Below are 20,114 nucleotides of genomic sequence, written 5' to 3'. Positions count from 1 at the left end.
TTCTAGGTCGGTAGCTTAATTAAATTTTAATTAATTACTAAATTTACCATCATTCGTGTTTCGAAATGGTCTTTTTGTTATGCCTTAAAATTAGTAAGCACTTTTTAAAATTTATAGTTGACTTTAATTAGCTGGTCTATGAGTAATATGCACATAGGTTCACCTCCGTTTACAATTATCCTGATATTAATATTCATTATCAATACCATGCTAGACTTGCTCTTTTTATTGAGTTATATTAACTAAAGCCTAGAAGTGTACCTATTTGATAAACCATAACTGCACCTACCCATCCAATTAAACAGCTCACTACTGCTGATACTACAGCCCATTTGGTTGAGTTAGTTTCCTTCTTAATTGTTCCTATAGTTGCCACGCAAGGTACATATAAAAGGGTCATTACCATAAATGATAGTGCTGTAAGAGGTGTAAACGCATGTTGAATTGCTCCTATAAGATGCGGTCCATTCGATACCCCATATATTGTCCCTAAAGTACCTATTACTGCTTCCTTAGCTGCGAACCCAGTAATAAGTGCTACTCCTGACTGCCAATTTCCAAAACCTGCTGGTGCAAATATTGGAGCTATAAATGTGCCTATTATACCAAGTATACTATGTTGACTTCCAGCCTCAACTCCATATGGTAAGTTTGAAAGTGCCCAAACAATCACAACTACTCCTAGAATAATTGTACCTGCCCTTTTTAGGAAGTGCTGTGATTTTTCCCACATATGAACAAATATACTTTTAGCTGTTGGTAAACGATATGGAGGTAATTCCATTATAAAATAAGAATTTTCTCCTTTAAATACTTTCTTACTATAAAATTTACCCATTAATATAGCAACTACTATTCCTAAAACATAAAGTAAAAATATTATTAATCCGCCTTCATTAAAAATCCAAACTTTCTTATCCGCGAAGAAGGCAGCCACAAATACTCCATAAACTACAAGTCTTGCCGGACATGACATGAAAGGACTAATTAGTATAGCTACCATTCTATCTTTCTTACTTTCTAATGTTCTTGTAGACATTATACCTGACACAGCACATCCGCTGCTTAATATGAGAGCAATAGCAGTCTTACCATGTAGTCCGAGTGAACTCATAAGTTTATCCATTACATATGCAGCTCTTGACATATATCCACTATCTTCAAGTATAGACATAAGAAAATACATAGTAAGGATCATTGGCATGAATACAAGTACCGATCCAACACCACCTATTAGTCCATCTGTTACAAATGATATTAAAAGCTCAGGGGCTCCTACATTAGCTAACGTACTACCTAAAAATTTTCCTAATGAATCCATGCCATCGCCTAATATCCCACCTAAGAACCCATTACCAAAACTTATTGAAATTTGATACATAAAGAACATTATCAACACGAATATTGGCATTCCAAGCCATTTATTTGTAACTATTTTGTCTATTTTATCAGATGTAGTTTCTCCTGTAATTTCTTCTTTTGTAACACAATTCTTTGTTGCATTACTTATTGCTTCATATCTCTTATCAATTATAAATGTATCGGGTTCATAACCTATTATTGATGTTAGATTCTCTATACTTTTTTCTACTTTACTACTTACTTTTTCATCATTTTCTATTTTACTTATGTATTTCTTTACATATTCATCATTTTCTAAAAGCCTCAATGCTGCCCATTCGGTGGGATATTCTGAAGTCGCTGCACATTCTGAAATGGCTTCCTTAATTAATTTAATTTCTTTTTCTATGTCTTTACCATAATCAACTTTATACACACTATTTTTACTTTGATCACTTAATTTTATTGCTTCCCTCATTAGCTCTTTTATACCTTCCCCTTTAGGAGCTACTGTAGGTATAATAGTTAAATTCAGTTGTTTTGATAGTTCTTTTATATTTATTTGTATATTCTTTTTTTTGGCCTCATCTGCCATATTAAGTGCTAAAATTACCTTTGCACCTGTTTCTAAAAGTTGCATTGTCAAATACAAGTTTCTTTCAAGATTAGTAGAATCAATTACATTAATTACTACATCAGGCTTATCTTTTAATATAAAGTTGCAGGCTACAACTTCATCCTCAGAATATGCTCCAAGACTATAGGTACCAGGTAAATCTACCACCGTTAAATTTCTATTTTCAAATTTAAGGTTACCCTCTTTCTTCTCAACTGTAACACCAGGCCAGTTGCCTACATGTTGTTTCGCACCTGTTAATTCATTGAACATACTGGTCTTACCACAATTAGGATTACCAGCTAAAGCTATTACTAAATCTTTACTCATATTGAACCTCCTGTATTATGCATGAAACAATAATTAATTGTTTCATATCTATCACCCTTAAATAACAAAATATTATCCTTTGGTTATATTTAAATTTCTCTCACTCTAACCTTTTGTGCCATTCCTCTCCCTAGTACCAATCGTGATTCACCAACCTTAACTATTAAGGCTCCTGTGTCATTTTTGACCATTTTGATTATGGCTCCTGTGTTCATTCCCATTTCTAAAAGCTTCTTGCACAGAATTTCTCCACCTTCGATGTTGTTTACTTGAACTAACTTACCGATTCCTATTGCATTCAAAGGTATACACATACTACTCACAATTAAATCCTCCCTTCTAACATTAAATATTGTTAATCAAACAAGCTATATTATTTCCACCATGATATCCTTTGCTTCGTTTTTTCTAAGACTTAACTTATATCCTCTTACTTGAATTTCTATAGGATCACCCATAGGAGCTTTGCCTTCAACCACTATTTCAATACCTATAGTTATTCCCATATCCATTATTCTTCTTCGTATTGTACTTCCTGGAACTATTTTCACAACCTTAACCTTAGATTTTATTAAAGCTTTATCTAATCCTATTAAATTTGACACTATACCACTCCTTTAAATTGATTTTGATATTCATTATCAACAAATACTTAAAAAAAATTGCTCTTTATAAAATTTTATCCACGCTTGTATAGATATTGATTACCATTATAATGCAAATTGTGTTTTCATTCTACTATACAATTCTGAAAATATCAATAGCATATTAACCTTTCCATAATAATTTTTATATTAAAAGATAAATTTGATGCCCTAAAAATCAACTTTTCCAATTAATGATTTTAATCTATTATCAATATAAAAGAGTAATAAAAATAGCCATTCTCTCTAGAGGAGAATGGCTATTAACTATCATTTACTTCATTCGTACGCTATACGATGACTGGGCTCACTTCATGATATTATTGACATTTATATTAATATCCATGGTGGTGTCCATGATCGAAATCATGATCGAAATTATGATCGAAAAATCTTCTACGTCTTCTTCTTCCAAGTAAATCGCCAATAAACAGTATCCTGGCTAAATCCCCAATTCCACGTCTGTTAAAGCGTTGCCTTTGTCTCATATCATCATCATTGGGATCTTCTCGATGTTCGTGATGTTCGTGATCTTCGTCATCTTCGTCATCCCTATAATATTTTTCGTACCTGTCACATACTTCTTTACACATATGCTCCATTTCATCATTGCTGGGGCAATACATAGGTCCATAACAGGACATCATCATATCACAATGGTGCTTTACCATGGGATATATTCTGATATAAATTTTAGGATACATGTTTTTTAAGTCTTCATCATTTTCCTCATACATAGGCATATTCATCATAGGCATACACTGTCCAAGATTTTCACAATTTTTACAACGGTAGTCGTACATAAGTACCTCCAAAATAATATTAACACTTTATATTATTCACCTTTCATTATTTAGTTACAATATCTTATCTTAGTTGAATACGGAAACTATAAAAAGGTAGTACTGTGATTATCTTCCTTTTTATATATAGTTCCATTTTAAAATAAACTACTTATAATAATAATGTCTAAAGAGAAGGAGTGATGTTAATGTCAAAACATGATGACAATTGTGGCTGTGAAAAAAAACATGATGATAAAGATTGTTGTAAAAAAGAAAAGCAATTTCACGACCATGAATTTGAAGCAACCTCTGGCCTACAGAAACCTGTTGGCGATGGTAGGCATGTCCATTTTGTAGAAGCTAAAACTAATGTCGTTGATGACCATTTCCATGAATTAATTTTTGCTACACTTATAGAAGCTCCAATATTTGAAGAAGAAGCTTAGTATAAATGTAGTTGAGTTAAGGCGTTGCTGTGAAAGTCACTGCCTTCTTTTGCTGACTAATGATTCTTCTTATACTTTTATCGGATAGATAATATTCCTGAGCTAAATCTAAAATTTCAGCACCTTTTATATATTTTGAATAAATTTCCGCATTTCTTTTTTTTAAAGTATCTCTTGAGCCGCTTTGTTCTCCCCATTTCTTTTGTTCTTCTTCTTTTCTTGGTATATATAAATATTCCCCATCAACATATTGTTGAATAACTTTTACTATATCAATCGGTAAAACATTGTATGCATTACTATATTTCATATCTTTACTCCTCCAAAAATTTAATTTTTGTTGAAGCGAAGACCAAAAAAACTGTTACAAAGCTACGTTTGCAACAGTTTCCATTCTTATATAAATGAATGAAAGTATGAAATCATCTATTAAATCAACTAATGCTGAATAATTGCGCACTAACTAAAGCCCTTTAATGTATATCAAAAAGAACTTAGCAAGACCATATAATTCAACATCAGCTATTTTAACAAAATAATCTCCAAGCAAAGCATAGCCGATTTAGTTCTTATGGCCTTCGCAAGGAGTTTCTTTAAATCCAAATCATTTTTGTAAATCATACTGTTCACACCTTTCATAAATACAAACTTCTAATATTATTTAAAAAGGAAAAGAAATTAAAATTACCTAACTTAAATGCTCAGGAAACAAACAATGTATATTTAGGTTGGATTGATAACTCCACCAGTAAATTATTTGTAGCTTATAATATGGCTGGTAAGCTTATAGGTATGGCATGTAGAGTTTCAAGTTCTGGTTCCAATAACGCTCATAGATGTGTGCTTTGCAATCACTCAGCTGGCGATAATGAAGTAAACTTTGTTTCCCCTATCTGCAAAACAACTGGGCAAGATTCCTATAGGTCAATAGGCTTTGATCTATGTTTAGATAGCAAGAAGTGTAACGAACGAGTTGCATCAACAGAAAAGCTTGAGAAACTTTTAAAAGATGTTAACAATATAAATTGACAGGGACATGCATATCCAGACCTCTATTCATGATTATTGGACACTATCTGAGAATTATTTGTGGTACGGTTCCCCACTTATTATCCTAAAGCCTCTATAGATCTGTTCCAGTAACATTACTCTAAATAATTGATGTGGAAAAGTCATCTTTGAAAAGCACAATTTAAAATTAGATCTTTCTAAAACAGCATTTGATAACCCTAAAGAACCTCCAATAACAAAAGCTATATTACTATCTCCCCTTATTCCTAAATCTCTAATATAATTTGAAAGCTCCACAGAGGATATCATATCTCCCTTAAGCTCTAGCGCAATTACAAACATATTCTCCTTTATGCTTCTAAGTATTGATTCTCCTTCTTTCTGCTTTATTAAAATCTCCTCTTTTTCAGAAGCATTATCTGGAGTCTTCTCATCATTTAATTCAATAATATTAAGCTTACAGTATCTAGATAGTCTTTTTGTATATTCATCTATTGCACTTTTTAAATACTTCTCTTTTATTTTCCCTACGCAAATTATAGTTATGTTCATTCTAAATCCCCTTTATTTCACTTATATTAAGATTAGCCATATATATAATATACTATACTATGCTATATTTCAAATGTATAAATTTTTAAAAATAACATGGAGAAAACCTCCATGTTATAATCAAAACTTCAATACCATTATATGCTCAAGTCTCTTCTCTTATAAAACACATATGTTATTTTCAGCATTGCTAAAATAATTACAATTGATAATATTACAAAATTCCATTGAAAACCACCATCAGAAATCAAATTCTTAGCTTCATAGTATTTAAATGGTGTAAAGTATTTAAGATTTCCAATCTTGCCACTTAAATCTATAGCCATAGATAATAAATACGTAATTAAAAGAACTGCTGTAGATATAGATGTTGCAGTCTTTGGATGTTTGCTTGCAGCAGCTATTGCTGTACCAATAAACATAAATATAAGCTGCATAATAAACATACCACCCATCAAGACTATTATCTCTGAACTTACAGCTTCACCTTTGCTATATTTCCCTACTACAACAATAGACGAAACCAGAGTTATAATATTAAACATTATAATATTCACAAGGGCTGCTGATAGTTTTGATGTTATGATTTTATTTCTTGATATAGGTTTTGAAAGTAAAAACTCTGCAGTTTTATCATTCTCTTCCTTTGAAATTATATCAGCTCCAAGCATAACAGCATGAATAGTTGCCATAATCGTTAAGTATAAAAAGAGCATTCCAAAGTAACCACTGGCCTTTGACACATCAAAACCAGCTATGCCAAAAAATGTTTGCATAGATTTTGGCATTTGCGCAAATACCTCATTCATAGACTGACCTGAGGATGATAATGCTACATATTTTCCCATGCCGGCGGCAACCATAAATATTATACCAAATCCCCATATAATAAGACTTTTTCTATGGGCTCTCAACTCTACAATAAATACATTCATAAACTAACCTCCCTATATTCCCTATTATCCGTTAATAACTATATATTCTTACAATTCTTAAGCAGAATGAACATCTTTTTTAGAATACACAAAATAACTGGCAGTAATTGCTGCAACAATAAACCCTATCTCTGTTAAGATGAATGAACTCTCATAGCTAGAATTTTTCAGAATATAATTTGTGTCAAAATACTTAAATGGAGTAATATACCGCATTACATCATCTCCCGTAGTCGCTACAAACATACCAATAATGAAAAATGCAAATACAGTTCCAAGAGAAATAGGTAACACAGATTTAATTTTAGGAACTAAAACAGAGATTATAATCCCTAAAGCAAGAAACATAAGCTGAACGAAAAATAATGTAATAGAGATCATAAAAAATATTTTATAACTATATTTTTCTGTTGTTACAAAAGAAACCATAATACTAGTAGCTGCCAAGTAGATTACATTGGTAATTACAAGACAGGTTAATGCAGCCATTAGCTTTGATGTCATAACCGCACCGCGAGTAACAGGCCTAGTTAAAAGAAAATCTGCTGTTTTTCCCCGAACTTCCTTTGATATAATGGAGGTTCCTAGATTCATAGCTTGAATGGCTCCACAGAGTGTTGTATATAAAAACATGTATGAGTAAAACCCCAAAATAGAAGACATACTATCTACAGAGAGCCCCAATGCTTTTCTTACTGGTTCTGGAAATCCTTTCATTATTTCTTTAAATGCCGAAGCTTCCTTTGAGAAAGCAGGAAACATTGATAAGAAAAGAACAACAAGTGCTATTAAAGAACACGTCCAAATAATAGTGGATTTTCTATAAGCCTTCAATTCATGAACAAACATATTCATAGCTTTTAGTCCTCCTTTTCGTAGTAATGCATAAAGATTTCTTCAAGGTCTGGCTCTTCAATCCAAAGATTTGCTATTTCTATTTCCGAAATCTTTTTCATAATAAAATTAATGTCTCCACTAAATAAAAAGTTTATTATGTTACCTTTTATATCTAAGTTGGTTACCCCATTGAAGTTAAAGTAATTATCTTTTAATTCTGATTTAACATCTACTTTTGATTTCATTTCAATTTTAAATTTTTTATGATTATTTTCTTGTAATGTACTAATCTTATCAAGCTTTATGATTTTACCCTCTTTAATGATCGCAACGCGGTTACATAACCTTTGGACCTCTGATAAAATATGAGAAGAAAGTAAAATCGTAACACCCTTTTTGTTCTCCTCCTCTAGCAGTTCAAAGAATTTTTGTTGCATAAGTGGATCCAGTCCACTAGTAGGTTCATCAAGTATAATAAGTTTAGGTGAGTGTAATAGTCCCTGAACAATACCAACTTTCTTTTTATTACCAAAAGATAAATCATCAATTTTCTTATTAAGATCAAGATCCATTATTTCAGCTAGTTCTGTAATTCTTTTGCTACAATCTTTTTTGTAAAAACTAGCTGAATATTTTAATAGGTCTATAACCTTCATATTATCATAATAAAAAATTTCTGATGGTAGATATCCTATTTCCTTCCTAATCTCAGGACCAAATTCTATGCAGTCCTTACCGAAAATTGTAGCACTACCACTAGTTGGATAAATCAGAGCTAATAATGTTCTTATCGTTGTTGATTTTCCTGCACCATTAGGTCCAATAAATCCAAAAATTTCTCCTTGTTCAACGTTAAAACTCACATCTATAATTCCTCTTGCAGTGCCATAACTTTTAGTCAAATTTTTGATTTCAATAACATTCATTATTAAGCCCCCAATCTATTTTTGTGTTCTTAATAGAAACAATTTTTAAACATATCAATGTAAATATCCATTTCATGTAGCGTTTTTTCATAATTCAGTTGTTTAGAAGTTGATAATTTTGCCTTTTGTAGTTCACTAGTACCAAACCCATCTAGTGTCCACATTACAATATTAATAGCCCTACCTGCATCAACTCCATGGCGAAATTTCGACATATCAATATTATTAAGTACTTTACTATAGCTACTCTCACTAATTTTTTTCTTTCTTTCTTCTATTTCACCTTTTAATGCAGTAGATTCTTCACCCATTGCAACTTCAAAAAATTTAAATATTTCAGGATATTTATGCGAAAGTTCTAGCTTAAGTGATGCTATCTGACGTAACTTAGCAAAAAAATCTGTTTCTTTAAAATTAACTTTTTTTAGAAATTCATCTAAACAAAGTTCAGCGCAATAATCAAAAACAAATAGAAAAAGATTTTTTTTGTTTTTAAAGTAATGAAATAAAATCCCTTTTGATATTCCTGCTTCTTTAACAATTTCATTTGTAGATGCTTTGTCAAAACCTTTATCTGCAAATTCTCTAATAGTAGCTTCCAATATTTTCTTCTGTTTTTCTTTCTTTAAGTTTAAGAACTTTGAAAACATGTTTTCACCTTATTTCTTAGTTTATTATTTTTTTAAAAGTTATTATAATATATATTATTAATATTCTATCATCATTGACCATCTTGGTCAATATATATTTTGAATAAGATGCTAAGGTTTACAAAAAGAAATAAACCCTGCTATAAAAGCAAAGTTTTATTCTTTATCCATTTATTATTTTACATAATTATACTAAGATTATTTTTCTTTTCCACAACATTTCTTGTATTTTTTTCCGCTTCCACATGGGCAAGAGTCATTTCTTCCAATTTTATCAGGATTAACTACCATTTTTGAATCTCTATACGCTATTTGAATTTCTTTTCTTTTTTCTTTTGAGAAAATACCTTCCCATTGTGGAAGTTCATAAAGATAATCTGCTTTTGCATCTAACATATTAAAATAAAGTCTTTCGAAATCTATTTTAAATTCTACTTGTGTGTCACCTTGTGTTTCCTCTAAAACTACAGATTTTAAAAGACTATCATTTATTCCATCAGTAAATCCCATGAAATATATATTAGATACGTCAAAGTGTTTTGCAAGTTCATCTACTGTACCCTTAATTTCCTCTTTATGGTTTGATAATAATTTAGTATAAATACGTCTTTCAATTTCTCCATAATCATGCCAAAACGCAGGTTCTCCTCTACGTTTAACATAGTCAACAACCATATCTGTCCATTCCTGATATAAACTCATACTCCATTCTCCTCCGAATCATTATATATTTTGTTTTATTATATTATTATAATAAAAATTCCACTAGTATTCAACATATATGTTTGAAATTCTTAAATTTAATACATTTTTTTCATATTTTATAAGTTGACTTACATTACTTAACTTTAACTACTTCGCCCTTACCAAAGGGTTTAGATATATTATAGTTTCCACCTATAGTATCAATATCCTTATTCTCCATTGTAATTTTTACTTTCTTTACAGATGGCAATTGGGTTAATGATGCTGCTATACTTTCTAGGCAGGTTTTTTCTCTTAACTCTGTCATATTTGTTTTAGCTTCTTTGCTTAAATTAACATAAGCAATATTATCTGTAATTGAAAAGCTTAGTAGCCTAGTTTCTTTAGGAAGTATTGGTTTTAACTCACTTTTGAGGGTAGGTCCCTTTATAAGTTCTTGCATAATTGTTTCTCCAATGAGTTCCTCTTTATTAATAAGCCTCTCATCTTTCACAACTTGCATAGTAGTACTACCTTTAGAACCATCAAAATAAATACCCAATTGTATAAATCCATCTTTTTCTAGTGGAAGTTTTAGATTTTCGAGTTTTTCCTTATTTGTAACACTTTGACTATCTTTTTTTTCACACCCGAAAAATGCTACTGTCGAAACAATTAGCAATGAACTTAATAATATTTTAATTGTTTTTTTCATATTTGACCCCCCCCCTAAAATGTCGTTAAAAGTCAATTACATCACTTGGCATATCTCTTTTAGCTAAATTCAAAGAAATGTCCCTTCCTATTTCAATATTATTCTCTCTAAGTATATTAATTACTGTTTGATAAGCTAAATCAGGAAAATTGTTAGTTTTACTCAAATGTCCTAAAATAATATGTTTTCGTTTATCATTCATTATTTCTACTATAGCTTGGCCACACGCTTCATTTGATAAATGACCCATATCACTTAATATCCTTCTTTTTAGCGGATATGGATATGGCCCGAATTTTACCATTTCTACGTCGTGGTTGCTCTCGAGTAAAATTACATCTGCATCCTTTATTATAGTCTTTACTTCCTCAGAAAAATATCCTAAATCTGTAGCTATACATGCCTTTTTGTTTCCACTATATATAGAATATCCTATGGGATCTGCCGCATCATGTGATATTTTATAATTTATTATATGCATGTCCATTATATCCACAAAATTATTACTAATAACTCTTATATTCTTTTCTTTTATGTTACCTATTTTTATTTTCATGGCATTCCAAGTATTTTCATTTGCATAAATTGGTATATCATATCGCCTAGAAATAATCCCTGCACCCTTTATGTGATCAGAATGTTCATGTGTAATAAAAATGCCATCAAGATCATTAGGATTTTGATTTATATGTTTAAGTGCAATTTCAATACTTTTCCCTGGCATACCAGCATCAACTAAGATCTTTGTGTCTTGTGACGCCACAAATATGCTATTTCCACTGCTTCCACTATATAATGGACAAAAAATCATAATTTTCTCCTTTGATTATAAATTGTTATACAGTAACTCTTCTTATATCTGCGCCTATATTCCTGAATTTCTCTTCAATATTTGGATATCCACGATCAATATGTTCTATGCCTAAGATTTCCGTAGTACCTTCAGCTATAAGGCCTGCAATTACTAAAGCTGCCCCTGCCCTTAAATCTGATGCAACAACCACTGTACCTATAAGATTACTTACGCCATCAACCGTAGCAACACTTCCTTCAACTTTTATGTTAGCACCCATTTTATTTAGTTCACCAACATGTTTAAATCTAGATTCCCAAATGCTTTCATTTATTATGCTTCTACCCTCTGAAACAGATAACAATGTATTCATTGGTTGCTGAACATCCGTTGGAAATCCTGGATAAGGCAGTGTTTTAATATTTACAGCCTTTAATCTTCCTTTTGCTTTAACAGTAACACTATCTCCACCTTCAATTACCTCTGCACCCATTTCAATAAGCTTTGCGGAAATTGATTCAAGATGTTTTGGAATAACATTGTTTATAGTTACTTCCCCACCACAAGCAGCGGCTGCAATCATAAAGGTCCCCGCTTCAATTTGATCTGGAATTACACTATAGGTACATCCAGTTAACTCTTTTACACCTATAATTCTTATAACATCCGTACCTGCACCTTTTACATTAGCGCCCATAGAGTTTAAGAAATTAGCTACATCAACAACATGTGGCTCTTTTGCTGAATTTTCTAAAATAGTTGTACCTTCGGCAAGTGTTGCCGCAGCCATTACATTTATTGTTGCTCCTACACTAACAACATCAAAATAAATACTAGTCCCAATTAACCTATCAGCTTGAACATTTACTGCTCCATTCTCGATAGTCACTGTTGCCCCAAGTGCCTCAAACCCTTTTATATGTTGGTCGATTGGTCTAGCCCCTATTGGGCATCCACCTGGCAATGCTACTCTAGCCTTTTTAAACCTAGCTAAAAGTGCACCAATTAAATAATATGAAGCTCTCATTTTTCTTACATCTTCTGTATTCGCGTCTATGCTAGTTATATTTGTACTATCTATGGAGACAGAATTTTTTTCTCTATTAATTTCACAGCCTAAATTTTCTAATATTCTTTCAATACAATTTACATCTTCTATATTGGGAATATTCTCAATGATACATTTTCCCTTGCTTGCTATTATAGCTACTGGTAAAATTGCTACTGCTGCATTTTTTGCACCACTTATTTCTACCTGACCAAGGATACTGCGTCCACCGTTAATTATCAATTTATCCATATTTGTATCATCCTCACTATACATTATGTATTTAGTATTATTATTTTTATACATACAATTGAATTATACCATACATGCATTGTATTCTAACATTTATTTTAAAAATGTAATTATATTATTTTATTAAATAGATTTTTTTGCAAGTTTGTCATCTTTTTTAGGGATAATACAAAAAACACCCATGTTCCCACGGGTGTTTTCTATATTATTAATGTTATTATACTGTTTTAAAACTTCCACAATCTGTACACTGTACTGTTTTAGCAACACTTTCATGTTTTACTACATCAATCTTGTTCAAAGTACAAAAGTTATCATCTTTACAATGGTATTCACATTCATTTACTGCACAACCTATACTATCATTATGCTTCATAAAAAAAGCACCTCCTTTTATCAATTATAAAATTATTATTACCGTAATTAAAAATAATTATACTAATAAAATAAAATATTTATATTATTATAGCTATATTTCTTTTCTTTCATAAATTTGAATACATAAATTTACATAGAAAATACAAAACTCTAAAATTATGTTATAATACATTTATAATTTAATCATAATAATGTTAACCAATATGTTGGTTATTAATTTTGCTTGGAGGAAAAATATGAAATATTTTTTAGTTGCTCTATTTGATGATTTATCGAATTCTACAGTTCAAAATATTCAAAGAGATATTTGTAGAAAATACAAACTATATAAGAGCTCCCCTAATCTTTGTATACCTATAAGCGCTATAACAAACCCTGATTTAGAAAAATTAGATGCAGTTATTTCTAAAATTTTAGTTCCTTATAAAAATTTTAAAGTAGGCATAAATAATAGTATTACTTTAAGTGAAAATTTAAGTCAAGTTAATCTCAAGGTTTATGACAAAGGATATATTTTTCGTTTAGCGAGAAATATAACAGACACTTTAGATTTGCATGGCTTTAACGTTAAAACAGATGATGATAAAATTGATTTGCATATTCAACTTGCTAATGCTAATCATATTATTAAAAAATCATGTAACGGAAGCGCAATTTTTATTGATGATACTTTAGATGCGGAAGATTTTTTTAAGTTTATAAAAGTTTGTAGACTTGAATTATGGAAACAAGTTAGTAATAAAAAAGAAATGTTAGTTAAAACCTATGAGCTAAGAGAATATTAAAAAACACAAATTTATATTTTAGTTTTAAGGGGGATGACCATGATTTACTATTTGGTTGGCTTGTTTGATGAAGATTCTTATGAATACATAGAATCTTTACAGAGATCGATCTGCACTAAATACAACTTATTTAGCTCTGATACTAATTTGCCTAAACTTCATATAACTCTGGAAGTAATAACCAATCCCAATCTTGACGATCTGTATATTTCTTTAAAAGATATTATAAAGGATTATACTAAATTTGAAGTTGAATTAAATGGTGTAATATGTTTTGATCCACCCTATAAATCTGTTAACTTAAATATTAAAAATGAAGGTGCAGTATATAAATTATCTAAAAGCATAAATTATATTTTAGATTCACAGAACTTTAAAGTTAGAGAAAATATTGAAAATTGGAATATGCATATATCACTGGCTAATACAAATTTTGCTGATAGAGAATGGTCTAATAGTGAATATTTAGCGGCTTGCCATTTAGCTAAAGATGAAAAAATTTCTAGAACTATCACAATCAATTCTGTAGAACTTTGGAAACCTATAAATAATAATGATGAAATGGTTGTTAAAAAATACATTCTATAAATTATAGAATGTACTTTTTATTAACTTAAGTATTAAATGAATATACATAATTAAGGAAAAGGCGGTTTCAAATATGAATTTACATAAATTATTTCAAATGCAAGATGCTTTAGACCATAGAATTCAATCCGAACATCAACTTGAAGGAGTACCATTGTTAAATAAAAAAATACTAGCCCTTCAAGTTGAGCTAGGTGAACTAGCAAATGAAACTCGTTGTTTTAAATTTTGGAGTACAAAAAAACCATCAGCAAACGATGTAATTCTTGAAGAGTATGTAGATTGTCTTCATTTCATTTTAAGTTTAGGACTTGAAAAAAGCTTTGATAACATCACACTTAACATTCAAAATAACAATAAAGAATTATCACAGCAGTTTTTAAATTTATATGTAAATGTTGCAGATTTCATAACTTCTTCTTCTATTGATACCTATTTGAATATTTTCAATAATTTTTTAGTCTTAGGAAATAGTTTAGGTTTTTCTGACGAAGAAATAGAAAACGCATATTTATATAAAAACAAAATTAATCATGAACGTCAAGATAATGGATACTAGAATACTTTAACACTTCTAACCGCTTTTCTTAAGAAAAGCGGTTTATATTTTTTAAATATAACGTCGCATTCTGGGTAAACTACATTTGAGGAGTGTGATTGTAATTGGGTATAATATATTCTATAGTTGCGGGTGTTTGTATGAGCCTTCAAGGTGTTTTTAATACAAGAGTAAGCGAAAAAATTGGGCTTTGGGAAACTAATGTATTTGTTCAAGGCACTGGATTAATCTTGACCATCTTAATACTCTTTATAGCTGGTAATGGTAATTTCAAAGCAATAAAGGATGTAAATAAATTATATCTTTTAGGAGGAGCTTTAGGAGCTATTATTATATTTACTGTTATGCTAGGCATAGGAAGCATGGGACCAACCTGTTCCATTGCAATTATTTTAGTTGCTCAATTACTAGCAGCAGGTATCATTGACCGCTTTGGGATGTTTGGCGCTGAGCAAGTTAAATTTGCACTTTCTAAATTTGTAGGAATTGGTGTAATGGTTGTAGGCATAATAATATTTAAATGGAAATGTTAATAATTATTAATGTATTAACATATTTTGAGAATTTGCATATACTATTATAATGCAACAATACATTAGGAGGCATACATGTTTTCCTTCAAAAATAAGTTAGACTCTTGTTTAAGAAATGCTTTGTTAAGTCACCAATATGAAAACTATAGGGTAATAATACACTACAAATCCCTTGAAGATAAAACTATTAATAAAATCAAATCTTTAAAATGTGATATTCTACGACATATTCCATCAATAAACTGTATCTGTGCTATTTTAACCTCTAATGCTATAGATAGATTACTAGAATATCCTCAAATAACATATATGACTTATGATTCTTATGCACATTTATGTGGCAGTAGTGTACTCGCGTCTAATGGCATTTCCTTTCAAACTAACTATGATTTAACTGGTAAAGGAATTGGCGTTGGAATAGTTGATAGTGGCGTGTATCCACATTGCGATTTATTAAATCCTAACAATAAAATTAAAAAATTTGTGGATTTAATTAACAATTTAAAATATCCTTATGATGATAATGGTCATGGAACTTTTATGAGTGGATTGATTTGTGGTAGTGGTTATGGCTCAAAAGGTATGTATAAAGGTGTTGCAAAAAATAGCCACCTTTATATGATTAAAGCCTTTAATAAATTAGGTAAGGGTTATATATCTGATATTTTATGTTCATTAGAAACCCTAATTAACGAAAGTAATGATTTTAATATTAAAATCATTTGTCTTCCTTTTGAAACCCTAGAAACTAATGAATTTGTACTTTCTTTATTCTCAAAGCTTTTTGACATTGCAATATCAAAGCGTATCGTTGTAATTGTTCCTAGCGGAAGCAATAAAAGTGTCAAGAGTTCAATACGAGGATTAGCTACACTTAGTAATTGTATAACTGTAGGTGGGTATAATAGCTTAGGAAATCCAGAAATATATGAATACTCTTCATGTGGACCTTTTCAAAAACGGGATAAACCAAATTTAATTTCTGCCTGTGTTGATATTTGTTCGTTAATAACTGACACACAATTTATCTCTGAAAAAAATGGTATCAAGCTTTACCCTACGAAAATAATTAATCTATATACCAACTACACAGGGACTTCCTGCTCTGCTGCTTTTATAAGCGGTATTTGTGCTCTCCTCTATGAGAACAATGGAGATTTATGTTTCAAAGATATACTGGCATTACTTAAGGTATCTTCAAACTTAATAAATTCCCCAAAATACAAACAAGGTTCAGGTATACTCAATTTAGAAAATTTATTACCTTAAATCACTGTCCAAAAATTCTATATTAGGTAACTATTAAGGCACATATCAATATTGATATGCGCCTTAATAGTTTTGAATTTTTCTTTTTCATCTAGAAGTTATATAGTTTCTATAAATTTTTTATAAGTGTACGTAAATCACTATATATACCATAAGCTGTTTGCTGAATTTCAGGATCTTTTTCTATTATTTGCACTTCTCCCATTAAATCTGTGGTTAAACATAATATAGAAGATGTTGCATCTATATTACTTAATATATCGTTGCACTTTATATAAGCTGGATATACCCTACCTTTTATTTTATTGTCTTCAATATACCCTTCACATAAAAGTTTAATTTTACAATTTTTTTCTTTAGCTTTTTCTATGTCTTCTAAAGTAATATGTGTTACTCCTTGCCTGTCTATTTCTGTAGGATTTATATTTGTATCCATTAATACATTTAGTAAGGCTGAAGTTTTTGCTGCTGCATCCCATCCATCCATATCCATTGAAGGGTCTTCTTCAGCAAACCCTCTCCTTTTAGCCTCTTTAATAGCATTTCCATAACTATTTCCCTTTTCCATTTCTCCTAGCACAAAATTAGTTGTCGAATTTAGTATTCCTCTAAATGATATCACAGTGCATCCTGGCAACGTATTTTTAACTAAATTGAAAATAGGAGTTCCATCCATTACTATAGTTTCATATAAAAATTGCAGACCTCTCTCTTTTGAATTATCACGAAGCTTCTGATATTTATATGCTACAGGACCTTTGTTACCGGTTATAACATGCATACCTCTATCAAATGCATTCTCTATATGTGTTATAGCCGGTTCTCCATCATAAATAGATAAAGTGCTCAGCTCAACTAATACATTAGCCCTACATTGCTTAATAACCTCCACTGTTTCCCTATTCACAATACCTTGTGTCCTAACATCAAATTTACCACGGCTCTCTACATCTATCAATGCTTTACGAAGATCTATCCCCTTATAATTAATAATTGCACCTTTAGACCTGCCTGCAATCGCTGTCACTTTTATATCATATCCAGTATTAGCTTTAATCTCTACATTTTTATCTATTAACATTCTACAAAATTCCTGCGCTACATTCCCAAATCCAACTAAACATATATTTATTTCTTTTTTTTGCAAAAATACCCCACCCTTTTTCAATTAGATCTTAGGACTTACAATTACAAACTATAGTAACTCTCTTCTTAGTAAGTCCAATAGTTGCATAGTTGCTCTTTCACGTATTTTCTGCCTGCCACCAGATAATTTAAGCATCTTAGTTTTAACTTCTCCATTTATATATAAACCTACATATACAAGTCCCACTGGTTTTTCCGTGCTTCCTCCATCTGGTCCTGCAACACCCGTGGTTGAAATTCCGATATCAGTACCTGAAGTTTTTGCTATACCTCTCGCCATTTCCGCTGCTACTTCACTACTTACAGCGCCATAATTATCTAAGGTCTCTCTCATAACTCCTAATCTATTGATTTTGGCTTCATTGCTATAGGTTACAGCGCCCTCTTTAAACGCTGAAGATATCCCAGGGTAGTTTATAAGTGACGATGCTACCATTCCCCCTGTGCAGGATTCAGCTGTAGCTATAGTTAACTTTCTATCTACTAGCATTTTCCCAAGCACATCTTCAAGAGTTGTGTTTCCTTGCCCATAAATGTTATTTCCTAGTCTACTACGTATTTCTGCTTCCATAGGCTTTATAAGATTTATACCTTCTTCCTGAGTATTAGCCTTTGCTGTAATTCTAAAGGTCATTTCCCCAGCTTTAGCATAAGGCGCAACAGTTGGGTTAGTTTGATTCTCCATTATATCTTCTATCATTTTTTCTGCGCTACTTTCTCCCACTCCAATAACCCTAAGAACCTTTGAAACCAATACACCCTGTTGAAATTTTTGAAGGTAAGGAACAACAGCCTCCTCAAACATAGGTTTCATTTCCCAAGGTGGTCCAGGTAAAAGTATAATTATCTTTTCATTTTCCTCTATTAGACATCCTGGTGCTGTGCCATTATTATTAGGAAGCACCACTGCATCTACTGGAAAATATGCCTGTTTCTTATTACTTTCAACCATAGGTCTATTCATTTCTTTAAAATGATCCTCAATGATTTTTAAAGAAGCTTTATGAACCACACTCTGTTTTCCAAAATACTCAAAAGCTACTTCCTTAGTTAAATCATCCTTAGTAGGTCCAAGTCCACCACTAGTTATAACTAAATCAACTCTACTAAATGCTAATCTATATGCCTCCAAAAGTCTTTCTGGGTTATCTCCAACAACTGACTGGTGATAAACTTCTATTCCTAAATCTGCAAGTCTCTTGGCCATATATTGTGCATTTGTATTAACTATATCCCCAAGTAATATTTCCGTTCCTACTGCTAATATTTCTGCTTTCATATTAAATTCCTCCTTTTGAATCTGTACCATTTAGTACCCTTTTTTAAAATCTACTATATTTATTAATTCTTCACCATCTATATATCTTCTCATATTTTCACATATAGTCTTAAACCTTCGCTCATTTCTCATCTCTGATATCCAGGAGTTATGAGAAGTTAATATAACATTATTTAAATCCCATAATGGGTTAGCTACATTTAAGGGTTCTTCCTCAAACACGTCTATTGCAGCTCCTGCGAGTTTACCATCTTTTAAATTTTTAATTAGTTTATTCTCATCAACAATATTTCCCCTAGCTACATTTATAAAGAAAGCTCCGTCTTTCATAACATTAAATTTATCTTCATTAATTAAATGATAAGTAGACTTAGTGTACGGTATCGTAACAACCACCACATCACAAAGCTTAAGCATGAAGTTAAGCTCACTCATAGCATAACATCTATCAAAATATTGAATATCCCTACCATCTGTATTAACCCCTAATATTTCTACCCCAAAGCCTTGAAATCTTTTAGCTGCCTCTAGTGCTATAGTACCTGTCCCTATAAATCCTATTGTTTTACCATATAACTCCATAATACTTGTATCTGTTTTCCATTTCTTGTTGGTTTGATTTTCATATAAGCTCTTACTATTCTTAAACAACTCTAGGGTTTTTAACACAATCCACTCCCCCATAGGTATGCTATATCCGCCTTTATTATTTGTAATTATAATAGATGAGTTTTTAATATACTCTGCTGGCAACTGATCAACGCCTACGCTAGATAATTGAATCCATTTTAACTTTTTCATTTTTTCTATATGTAAAGTTTTAAAAGGATCATAACAAACTAAAACTTCAACGCCCGCAAGATCTTCACTGTAAGTTAAATTAAGCTCAGGAATTACCTTTATATCATATCCAAAATGTTCTATATCTTTCATTTTCTCTCCACCATAATTGTATGTAAAAAGTGCTTTAATAGCCATTCATTTCCCCCTTTTTAAAGATGCAACTTGCCAC

Annotated in this window: 23 protein-coding genes and 2 pseudogenes; 7 read left to right on the top strand and 18 right to left on the bottom strand. The window is 31.0% G+C overall.

Annotated features, from left to right (window positions below):
- Positions 1-238 precede the first annotated feature (238 nt).
- The 4 genes from feoB to VIM70_RS15735 all read right to left on the bottom strand — a co-directional run bounded on the left by feoB (position 239) and on the right by VIM70_RS15735 (position 3,734).
- On the bottom strand, positions 239-2,287 hold the full coding sequence (feoB, locus tag VIM70_RS15750) for a ferrous iron transport protein B (RefSeq protein WP_331946729.1): 2,049 nt from the start codon (positions 2,285-2,287) through the stop codon (positions 239-241).
- An 89-nt stretch (positions 2,288-2,376) separates the two neighbouring features.
- Positions 2,377-2,601: a FeoA family protein gene (locus VIM70_RS15745; protein ID WP_331946730.1), complete on the bottom strand. Its 225-nt coding sequence runs from the start codon at positions 2,599-2,601 to the stop codon at positions 2,377-2,379.
- A 54-nt stretch (positions 2,602-2,655) separates the two neighbouring features.
- Positions 2,656-2,892, bottom strand: a complete 237-nt coding sequence (locus tag VIM70_RS15740) for a FeoA family protein (protein WP_331946728.1) — start codon at positions 2,890-2,892, stop codon at positions 2,656-2,658.
- 374 nt (positions 2,893-3,266) lie between these two features.
- Positions 3,267-3,734 (bottom strand): hypothetical protein, encoded by a 468-nt coding sequence (locus VIM70_RS15735; RefSeq protein WP_331946727.1) that lies wholly within the window; start codon positions 3,732-3,734, stop codon positions 3,267-3,269.
- Positions 3,735-4,000: 266 nt separating this feature from the next.
- Between VIM70_RS15735 and VIM70_RS15730 the strand changes: the two are divergent.
- A pseudogene (locus tag VIM70_RS15730) lies at positions 4,001-4,162 on the top strand (YmaF family protein); the annotation flags it as partial.
- Between the two features lie 16 nt (positions 4,163-4,178).
- Here the strand turns inward: VIM70_RS15730 and VIM70_RS15725 are convergent.
- Positions 4,179-4,472 (bottom strand): CD3324 family protein, encoded by a 294-nt coding sequence (locus tag VIM70_RS15725; RefSeq protein WP_331946726.1) that lies wholly within the window; start codon positions 4,470-4,472, stop codon positions 4,179-4,181.
- A 347-nt stretch (positions 4,473-4,819) separates the two neighbouring features.
- Here VIM70_RS15725 and VIM70_RS15720 point away from each other — a divergent pair.
- Positions 4,820-5,191, top strand: a pseudogene (locus VIM70_RS15720) (FBP domain-containing protein); the annotation flags it as partial.
- A gap of 54 nt (positions 5,192-5,245) precedes the next feature.
- On the opposite strand, the gene rlmH reads toward VIM70_RS15720, so the two are convergent.
- From rlmH to VIM70_RS15670, 10 genes are all read right to left on the bottom strand, one after another.
- On the bottom strand, positions 5,246-5,725 hold the full coding sequence (rlmH, locus tag VIM70_RS15715) for a 23S rRNA (pseudouridine(1915)-N(3))-methyltransferase RlmH (protein WP_331946725.1): 480 nt from the start codon (positions 5,723-5,725) through the stop codon (positions 5,246-5,248).
- 137 nt (positions 5,726-5,862) lie between these two features.
- On the bottom strand, positions 5,863-6,660 hold the full coding sequence (locus VIM70_RS15710; protein ID WP_331946724.1) for an ABC transporter permease subunit: 798 nt from the start codon (positions 6,658-6,660) through the stop codon (positions 5,863-5,865).
- A gap of 57 nt (positions 6,661-6,717) precedes the next feature.
- Complete coding sequence (locus tag VIM70_RS15705) at positions 6,718-7,515, bottom strand: ABC transporter permease subunit (RefSeq protein ID WP_331946723.1); 798 nt, start codon at positions 7,513-7,515, stop codon at positions 6,718-6,720.
- A gap of 5 nt (positions 7,516-7,520) precedes the next feature.
- The gene (locus VIM70_RS15700) at positions 7,521-8,423 is read right to left on the bottom strand and encodes an ABC transporter ATP-binding protein (RefSeq protein ID WP_331946722.1); all 903 of its coding nucleotides are present in this window, start codon (positions 8,421-8,423) and stop codon (positions 7,521-7,523) included.
- 29 nt (positions 8,424-8,452) lie between these two features.
- Complete coding sequence (locus VIM70_RS15695) at positions 8,453-9,073, bottom strand: TetR/AcrR family transcriptional regulator (protein WP_331946721.1); 621 nt, start codon at positions 9,071-9,073, stop codon at positions 8,453-8,455.
- A 198-nt stretch (positions 9,074-9,271) separates the two neighbouring features.
- Complete coding sequence (locus VIM70_RS15690; RefSeq protein WP_331946720.1) at positions 9,272-9,775, bottom strand: SEC-C metal-binding domain-containing protein; 504 nt, start codon at positions 9,773-9,775, stop codon at positions 9,272-9,274.
- A 136-nt stretch (positions 9,776-9,911) separates the two neighbouring features.
- The gene (locus tag VIM70_RS15685; protein ID WP_331946719.1) at positions 9,912-10,472 is read right to left on the bottom strand and encodes a GerMN domain-containing protein; all 561 of its coding nucleotides are present in this window, start codon (positions 10,470-10,472) and stop codon (positions 9,912-9,914) included.
- Between the two features lie 25 nt (positions 10,473-10,497).
- The gene (locus VIM70_RS15680) at positions 10,498-11,283 is read right to left on the bottom strand and encodes an MBL fold metallo-hydrolase (RefSeq protein WP_331946718.1); all 786 of its coding nucleotides are present in this window, start codon (positions 11,281-11,283) and stop codon (positions 10,498-10,500) included.
- 25 nt (positions 11,284-11,308) lie between these two features.
- Positions 11,309-12,565 (bottom strand): UDP-N-acetylglucosamine 1-carboxyvinyltransferase, encoded by a 1,257-nt coding sequence (locus VIM70_RS15675; protein ID WP_331946717.1) that lies wholly within the window; start codon positions 12,563-12,565, stop codon positions 11,309-11,311.
- A gap of 217 nt (positions 12,566-12,782) precedes the next feature.
- The gene (locus tag VIM70_RS15670) at positions 12,783-12,941 is read right to left on the bottom strand and encodes a DUF1540 domain-containing protein (protein ID WP_331946716.1); all 159 of its coding nucleotides are present in this window, start codon (positions 12,939-12,941) and stop codon (positions 12,783-12,785) included.
- A 238-nt stretch (positions 12,942-13,179) separates the two neighbouring features.
- Between VIM70_RS15670 and VIM70_RS15665 the strand changes: the two genes are divergently transcribed.
- From VIM70_RS15665 to VIM70_RS15645, 5 genes are all read left to right on the top strand, one after another.
- Positions 13,180-13,728, top strand: a complete 549-nt coding sequence (locus VIM70_RS15665) for a hypothetical protein (RefSeq protein ID WP_331946715.1) — start codon at positions 13,180-13,182, stop codon at positions 13,726-13,728.
- Positions 13,729-13,767: 39 nt separating this feature from the next.
- Entirely contained in the window at positions 13,768-14,316 is a 549-nt protein-coding gene (locus VIM70_RS15660; protein WP_331946713.1) for a 2'-5' RNA ligase family protein, read from the top strand.
- Between the two features lie 73 nt (positions 14,317-14,389).
- Entirely contained in the window at positions 14,390-14,875 is a 486-nt protein-coding gene (locus tag VIM70_RS15655; RefSeq protein WP_331946712.1) for a dUTP diphosphatase, read from the top strand.
- 104 nt (positions 14,876-14,979) lie between these two features.
- The gene (locus VIM70_RS15650; protein ID WP_331946711.1) at positions 14,980-15,408 is read left to right on the top strand and encodes a DMT family transporter; all 429 of its coding nucleotides are present in this window, start codon (positions 14,980-14,982) and stop codon (positions 15,406-15,408) included.
- A 75-nt stretch (positions 15,409-15,483) separates the two neighbouring features.
- Positions 15,484-16,677 (top strand): S8 family serine peptidase, encoded by a 1,194-nt coding sequence (locus VIM70_RS15645; RefSeq protein ID WP_331946710.1) that lies wholly within the window; start codon positions 15,484-15,486, stop codon positions 16,675-16,677.
- Positions 16,678-16,786: 109 nt separating this feature from the next.
- Here VIM70_RS15645 and VIM70_RS15640 read toward each other — a convergent pair whose 3' ends face one another.
- From VIM70_RS15640 to VIM70_RS15630, 3 genes are read right to left on the bottom strand one after another with little or no spacing between them, the layout of a single operon-like run.
- A complete protein-coding gene (locus VIM70_RS15640) occupies positions 16,787-17,824 on the bottom strand; it encodes a hypothetical protein (protein WP_331946709.1) in 1,038 nt (345 codons plus the stop codon).
- Between the two features lie 48 nt (positions 17,825-17,872).
- Positions 17,873-19,102 (bottom strand): competence/damage-inducible protein A, encoded by a 1,230-nt coding sequence (locus VIM70_RS15635; RefSeq protein ID WP_331946708.1) that lies wholly within the window; start codon positions 19,100-19,102, stop codon positions 17,873-17,875.
- A 30-nt stretch (positions 19,103-19,132) separates the two neighbouring features.
- A complete protein-coding gene (locus tag VIM70_RS15630) occupies positions 19,133-20,080 on the bottom strand; it encodes a phosphoglycerate dehydrogenase (RefSeq protein ID WP_331946707.1) in 948 nt (315 codons plus the stop codon).
- Between the last annotated feature and the right edge of the window lie 34 nt (positions 20,081-20,114).

The organism is Clostridium sp. (assembly GCF_036569345.1).
GTDB lineage: Bacteria > Bacillota > Clostridia > Clostridiales > Clostridiaceae > Clostridium_AD.
Note: the sequence above shows the minus strand (reverse complement) of the source record. Positions and strands in the feature narration are given on the sequence as shown.

What these genes read in the sequence shown, in the direction of transcription:
- feoB (WP_331946729.1), bottom strand. Translation starts at nt 2,287, where the DNA reads ATGAGTAAAGATTTAGTAATAGCTTTAGCTGGTAATCCTAATTGTGGT.
- VIM70_RS15745 (WP_331946730.1), bottom strand. Translation starts at nt 2,601, where the DNA reads ATGTGTATACCTTTGAATGCAATAGGAATCGGTAAGTTAGTTCAAGTA.
- VIM70_RS15735 (WP_331946727.1), bottom strand. Translation starts at nt 3,734, where the DNA reads ATGTACGACTACCGTTGTAAAAATTGTGAAAATCTTGGACAGTGTATG.
- VIM70_RS15725 (WP_331946726.1), bottom strand. Translation starts at nt 4,472, where the DNA reads ATGAAATATAGTAATGCATACAATGTTTTACCGATTGATATAGTAAAA.
- rlmH (WP_331946725.1), bottom strand. Translation starts at nt 5,725, where the DNA reads ATGAACATAACTATAATTTGCGTAGGGAAAATAAAAGAGAAGTATTTA.
- VIM70_RS15710 (WP_331946724.1), bottom strand. Translation starts at nt 6,660, where the DNA reads ATGAATGTATTTATTGTAGAGTTGAGAGCCCATAGAAAAAGTCTTATT.
- VIM70_RS15705 (WP_331946723.1), bottom strand. Translation starts at nt 7,515, where the DNA reads ATGAATATGTTTGTTCATGAATTGAAGGCTTATAGAAAATCCACTATT.
- VIM70_RS15700 (WP_331946722.1), bottom strand. Translation starts at nt 8,423, where the DNA reads ATGAATGTTATTGAAATCAAAAATTTGACTAAAAGTTATGGCACTGCA.
- VIM70_RS15695 (WP_331946721.1), bottom strand. Translation starts at nt 9,073, where the DNA reads ATGTTTTCAAAGTTCTTAAACTTAAAGAAAGAAAAACAGAAGAAAATA.
- VIM70_RS15690 (WP_331946720.1), bottom strand. Translation starts at nt 9,775, where the DNA reads ATGAGTTTATATCAGGAATGGACAGATATGGTTGTTGACTATGTTAAA.
- VIM70_RS15685 (WP_331946719.1), bottom strand. Translation starts at nt 10,472, where the DNA reads ATGAAAAAAACAATTAAAATATTATTAAGTTCATTGCTAATTGTTTCG.
- VIM70_RS15680 (WP_331946718.1), bottom strand. Translation starts at nt 11,283, where the DNA reads ATGATTTTTTGTCCATTATATAGTGGAAGCAGTGGAAATAGCATATTT.
- VIM70_RS15675 (WP_331946717.1), bottom strand. Translation starts at nt 12,565, where the DNA reads ATGGATAAATTGATAATTAACGGTGGACGCAGTATCCTTGGTCAGGTA.
- VIM70_RS15670 (WP_331946716.1), bottom strand. Translation starts at nt 12,941, where the DNA reads ATGAAGCATAATGATAGTATAGGTTGTGCAGTAAATGAATGTGAATAC.
- VIM70_RS15665 (WP_331946715.1), top strand. Translation starts at nt 13,180, where the DNA reads ATGAAATATTTTTTAGTTGCTCTATTTGATGATTTATCGAATTCTACA.
- VIM70_RS15660 (WP_331946713.1), top strand. Translation starts at nt 13,768, where the DNA reads ATGATTTACTATTTGGTTGGCTTGTTTGATGAAGATTCTTATGAATAC.
- VIM70_RS15655 (WP_331946712.1), top strand. Translation starts at nt 14,390, where the DNA reads ATGAATTTACATAAATTATTTCAAATGCAAGATGCTTTAGACCATAGA.
- VIM70_RS15645 (WP_331946710.1), top strand. Translation starts at nt 15,484, where the DNA reads ATGTTTTCCTTCAAAAATAAGTTAGACTCTTGTTTAAGAAATGCTTTG.
- VIM70_RS15635 (WP_331946708.1), bottom strand. Translation starts at nt 19,102, where the DNA reads ATGAAAGCAGAAATATTAGCAGTAGGAACGGAAATATTACTTGGGGAT.
- VIM70_RS15630 (WP_331946707.1), bottom strand. Translation starts at nt 20,080, where the DNA reads ATGGCTATTAAAGCACTTTTTACATACAATTATGGTGGAGAGAAAATG.